This is a genomic window from Pseudomonas sp. TNT2022 ID1044, assembly GCF_028656895.1.
Lineage (GTDB): Bacteria > Pseudomonadota > Gammaproteobacteria > Pseudomonadales > Pseudomonadaceae > Aquipseudomonas > Aquipseudomonas reinekei.
On the sequence record NZ_JAMDHB010000031.1, the window covers coordinates 1 to 4622 of the forward strand.

Annotated in this window: 2 protein-coding genes and 2 pseudogenes; all 4 read left to right on the forward strand. The window is 59.0% G+C overall.

Translation table 11 applies throughout. The features are described from left to right. A pseudogene (locus tag M5G20_RS28450) lies at nucleotides 1–348 on the forward strand (type VI secretion system Vgr family protein); the annotation flags it as partial. Then, nucleotides 345–2369, forward strand: coding sequence for a T6SS effector phospholipase Tle3 domain-containing protein (locus M5G20_RS28455; protein ID WP_273921902.1), 2025 nt, complete (start codon nucleotides 345–347; stop codon nucleotides 2367–2369). The pseudogene M5G20_RS28450 and the gene M5G20_RS28455, both read left to right, overlap by 4 nt. Beyond that, complete coding sequence (locus M5G20_RS28460) at nucleotides 2366–4054, forward strand: type VI lipase adapter Tla3 domain-containing protein (RefSeq protein WP_273921903.1); 1689 nt, start codon at nucleotides 2366–2368, stop codon at nucleotides 4052–4054. The genes M5G20_RS28455 and M5G20_RS28460 overlap by 4 nt, the downstream gene beginning before the upstream one ends. 56 nt (nucleotides 4055–4110) lie before the next feature. After that, a pseudogene (locus M5G20_RS28465) lies at nucleotides 4111–4622 on the forward strand (type VI lipase adapter Tla3 domain-containing protein); the annotation flags it as partial.

A 4622-nucleotide genomic window follows, 5' to 3' on the forward strand; every position in this document is an offset into this window, starting at 1 on the left:
GGCAGCTACATCAGGATCGGCTGCGGGGTCGAAATCGGTACGCAGGGCAAGGCCATTGTGCATGCCGGCGAGCATGACTGGGTGGGGCCGAAAACGGATAGTGTCACCGTGCCTTCATTCGGTCGTGACCCCGCCGCGCAAAGCCTGGCCATTCACTACCCCGGTCATGACGACGACAGCGCTCGCCTGGCGGTCGACCACGCTTACCAAATCAAACTGGAGGATGGCAGCACCGTGCAAGGACAAACGGATTCAAGGGGGCTGGCGGAACGGGTGGAGCGCGAAATGATGCATCAGGCACAAACGACGGCAATGCGTGGCAAAGGCCCGAAAGGTGGCAGCCAATGAGCCACGAAGACATGTACTGCGTGGCGCAACTCACGACCCGGTTGATGCCCAATTGCAACACCGTGCGCAAGCTGGAAGTACCCGCTGACCTGCCGGGGGTGGTGATTTTCCTGCATGGCGTGAATGATCCCGGGGCGTCCTATGAGTCGGTGGAAACCGGGTTGTGCCAGGGGGTGAATGAACGACTGGATCGGCCGGATCTGAAGGCGGGGCGATATGGGGCGGATTACGCTGAGGCCCAAGAAGTACCGCTTGATGAACGGAGTGCGGATCAGAAAACTACGCTCGACGACCCTGACACTTATCTGTATCAACGCGACACCGACGATCCCAAAACCCGTAGCCTGATGATCCCGTTCTACTGGGGCTATCGGGCAACGCCGGACCACGTCAAGCGTGATGACGCCGGCGATCCGTTCCGGATGCGCAATCAGTTTCAGGATATCCACGGCAACCGGCTGGATCGCCACTTTGCCAAGGCTGGCGGGTTTTTCGTCAACGCCACCAACAACCTGCAGGAGATGTACGGCGAGGGCTTCAAGGCCAACGTGAAAACCGGCGCCGTGGAGCGTTTGAGCCCGAACAATTTCCTGCTCTTCGCCAACGCACCGCTGCGGCATTACTTTGTGTTCGCCGCGCACCGGCTGGCGATGCTGGTCCGTGAGATTCGCCGGGTATCACCCGATGAAACCATCAGCATCATGGGCCACAGCCAGGGCACCTTGATCGCCCTGTTGGCGCAGGCCCTGTTGATGGACAAGGGCCAGCGCTGCGCCGACACCCTCATTCTCGTGGACTCGCCCTACAGTGTGCTGCCCAAGGTCACGCCCAAAGACCATGACACCCTCGCCACGCTGATCGGTATCGTCACGGCGGTCACGCAAACGCCCCATGCGCAGCCTCCGCTATCCGCGCTCAGGGATATCAAGACCTATGGAGGTCGCAGCGGCCCGCGATGGTCACCCACGCAAGGCTCGCGGCCCGATAAAATCGGCAACCACACGGTGTTTCCCGAGCGCGACAATCGCGGCAAGGTGTATGTGTATTTTTGCCCCGACGACACCACCGTGGCGCTGGATGATGTGCAAGGCATCGGCACCTACGGTGTGCCCGATGCCACCCCCGATGGGCGACCGGCGATGATGGCGCTGCAATCGATGGGCTTTTATCAACGGCTGTGGACCAAGCGCCAGCGTGACGGCGAGCCGGTGCTGGTGGGTAAACCGCCGCAGCCTGAATTCATTCGCGCCCCCGGCGAGCACCGTTATCCGGGGCAATCCTGGGGCTTGGGCATTGCCTCGCAGGCGTCGGTTCTCGAAGGCCAGGAACGCCTGATCAATGCCGAGGCCCTGCACCCGCCCCATGCGCCGCAGATGTTTGGCGGCGAAGCCATCCAGGGCAGCCCGACCACTGCCGGCCTGGACAAACCCGATGAGGTTGCCAAAAGCATCGCACTTGGCAAAGACGCCGCGACCTTTTTGTGGATCAGGATGCCCGTCGAATATGACGCGCCCAACACCACGCAGCAGGAAGCGCTGGCGCGGTTTAACGGGTTGTCTAAAGACCCGGAGGACCACACCCGCGCCGTCCGCAAAGGCGCGGCCCGCACTCGCACCAGTTCTTTTCACGAACGCGAGGAAACCCCTCGCGAAGCCCGGGCGCGCATGGAGCATGACCAACGTGAATGGGGGGCCAATTCCTATCACTCGGCGATCCTGCGCAGTCCGGAAAACCAGCGCTGGGTGACGGCGATGGACATTGCCATTGGCCAGGCGCATTGCCTTGATGATCCGCGGATGCGCGAGGTGTTGGTGGCGATTGCGGATTGGAAGATGGATGAAGAGCAGTTTTTGAATACTAAAGGCTTATCAGGCTGGTCGCGTCTCAGTGCAGAGGCTCAAGCATTGGTGACAGCCAGTTACTTGTACTACCAGGAGGGAGAGTTTCCGTCCTCGGATTTGGTCTCGCTAACGCCACCTTCTCTGCTTGCCGGCGTCGATAAAAAAGGAGGTGCCTTATGAGCGATGCTCAACACCGCCCCCGAACCTTACCAACTCTTAAACCCTATCTCTGGATCGCGGGCGTACTGCTGATCCTTTGGATCGGCTTCGTCTGGCTTGTCCAAATCAAGGCACAGGAACTCAATATGGAACTTCGTGACATGAACCCGGTGATGCGCTGGGGAATCGCCGCTATTTTGGGGCCCTTGCTGCTGATCTTCAGCGTTCACTGGTGGGGCAAAGCCGTGGCCAGTGAAAAAGCGGGGCTCGCTGCTTACAAAGCCAACGTCGTGGCGCAAATCGCCGAGCGGCAAGCCACGCAAGTGCGGACCTATGCGTTGGAAATCCGGGGCGTGGGGCTGGGGATTCATCAGGACCATCAGTCGGAGATCTGGCAATTCATCAAGAAAAAAAACGATAACTTTGCTTCGATATATTCTCGAGATCCCAAGGACTATAAGGCGTCACTAAGATCCAGACAAAACTCCAGAGATATCAAAGTCCGCGTTGCCTTCAAACATTCGGCAGGCGAGTCAGTCGCATATTGGCCGATTCCAGTGTTTGCGCTGGGCCCTCCAGATCCCTATGAGAAAGGCTATCGAGCCGCCGGCCTGATTAACTCAGGTCGTAATAAGGCGACTCTGGGAGTTACCCAATTTCTCTGGCAGGACGATGAAAGTACCACCCACGCGCAAGGCATGATCGAGCGACTGTTCCAGTTTTTTGATGACAATCCTCAAGTGCCCCAAGCGTTGATCGCGAGCCGGGACGGTGATGTAACGCGAGATGTCTATCGCAAGCCCGGTACGCCCGGGTTGCAAAGCGTGCAGGTAGTCCCCACGGTGTACGAAAGCATGACCGGGCTGCTGGTCACCCGCTCGGATCGGGTGGATCGGTACATCCGCCGTTATGCCACTCATGAACGTGAAGATAACCAGAACAAAGACACCGATCTGGGCAAACTGTGGGCGTTTTACTGGCAGCAAGCGCCTAAGTTCAGGAAGGCGTATGAGGAGGCGGAGCGAGCCAAAGGCGCCCAAGACCCCTTAGCCCCCGGCACCATGTCCACCGCCTACTGGCAATCCCAACTCCCCACCCTCTGGCAAACCATCAGCAACCGCGGCCCCGGAGAGTTCGAACCTTCCCCATGGCTACCCATCCGCTGGGCCCAGCACCAGGTCAAAGAGTTCGACGCCGCGCCGGTGCTGGGCTACCTGCACCGCCCGATCAAGGTTTCGATGCAGGACGAAAACGGCAAGCGGCTCAAACCGGCATTGCAGGCCAAGGCGCTGCAAGCCGGCTGGTTGCAGGCGCTGGATACCCTGCCCGAAGGGCATAAGCCGGTCCGTGTGTTCTACGACACCACCGACAATCAAGAAGCTGAAATCGCCCTGACCCTTGCCTTGCACGGCTTGAATACCGACGGCCATGGCATCGAATTGGGAAATGTCGACGAGGGTTACAACATCGGGCGGCGCCTGGGCAACACAGGGGTGAGTAGCGCGCTGGTGGAGATCAACCTGGCGACCATCGCCAGTTATCTGGACTGCGGAGCCAGCGCGGTGGTCTACGCCGGTGCAGATGGCAGCCTGACGGTACAAATGATCCGCCCTCCGAGCGAGGCCCGTAAAGAGAAAAACCGCCAGAACCGAGGTGCCGACCCTTTCAAGTTTGGTTCCCCCAGCGGTGGAGCCCCCAAACCATGAGCCATCGCGTCGTGCCTAAGGATCCCTTCCTGTCTAAGGCTTGTTGGAGAACCGCTGACATGAACCCGGTGATGCGCTGGGGGATCGCCGCTGTTGTGGGCCCGATATTGTTGATCTTCAGCGTTCACTGGTGGGGCAAAGCCGTGGCCAGTGAAAAAGCGGGGCTCGCTGCTTACAAAGCCAAAGTCACCGCACAAATCGCTGAGCAGCAAGCCACGCAAGCGCGGACCTACGCGCTAGAAATCCGGGGCGTGGGGCTGGGGATATATCAGGATCATCAATCGGAGATCTGGCAATTCATCAAAAAGAAAAACGACAACTTTGCTTCGATTTATTCACGAGATCCCAAGGACTATAAGGCGTCACTAAGATCCAGACAAAACTCCAGAGATATCAAAATCCGCGTTGCCTTCAAACATTCGGCAGGCGAGTCAGTGGCGTACTGGCCAATCCCGGTGTTTTCCATCGCGCCGCCCAAGCAGCCGTCAGATACCGGGGCCGCGAGTAACATTCATAACGGTCGCAACGCCGCCACGCTCGGAGTCATGTTGTTTTTGTGGCAGGACGC

Excerpts from the sequence above, each read along its gene's own strand:
- M5G20_RS28455 (WP_273921902.1), top strand. The coding sequence starts at position 345 with ATGAGCCACGAAGACATGTACTGCGTGGCGCAACTCACGACCCGGTTG.
- M5G20_RS28460 (WP_273921903.1), top strand. The coding sequence starts at position 2,366 with ATGAGCGATGCTCAACACCGCCCCCGAACCTTACCAACTCTTAAACCC.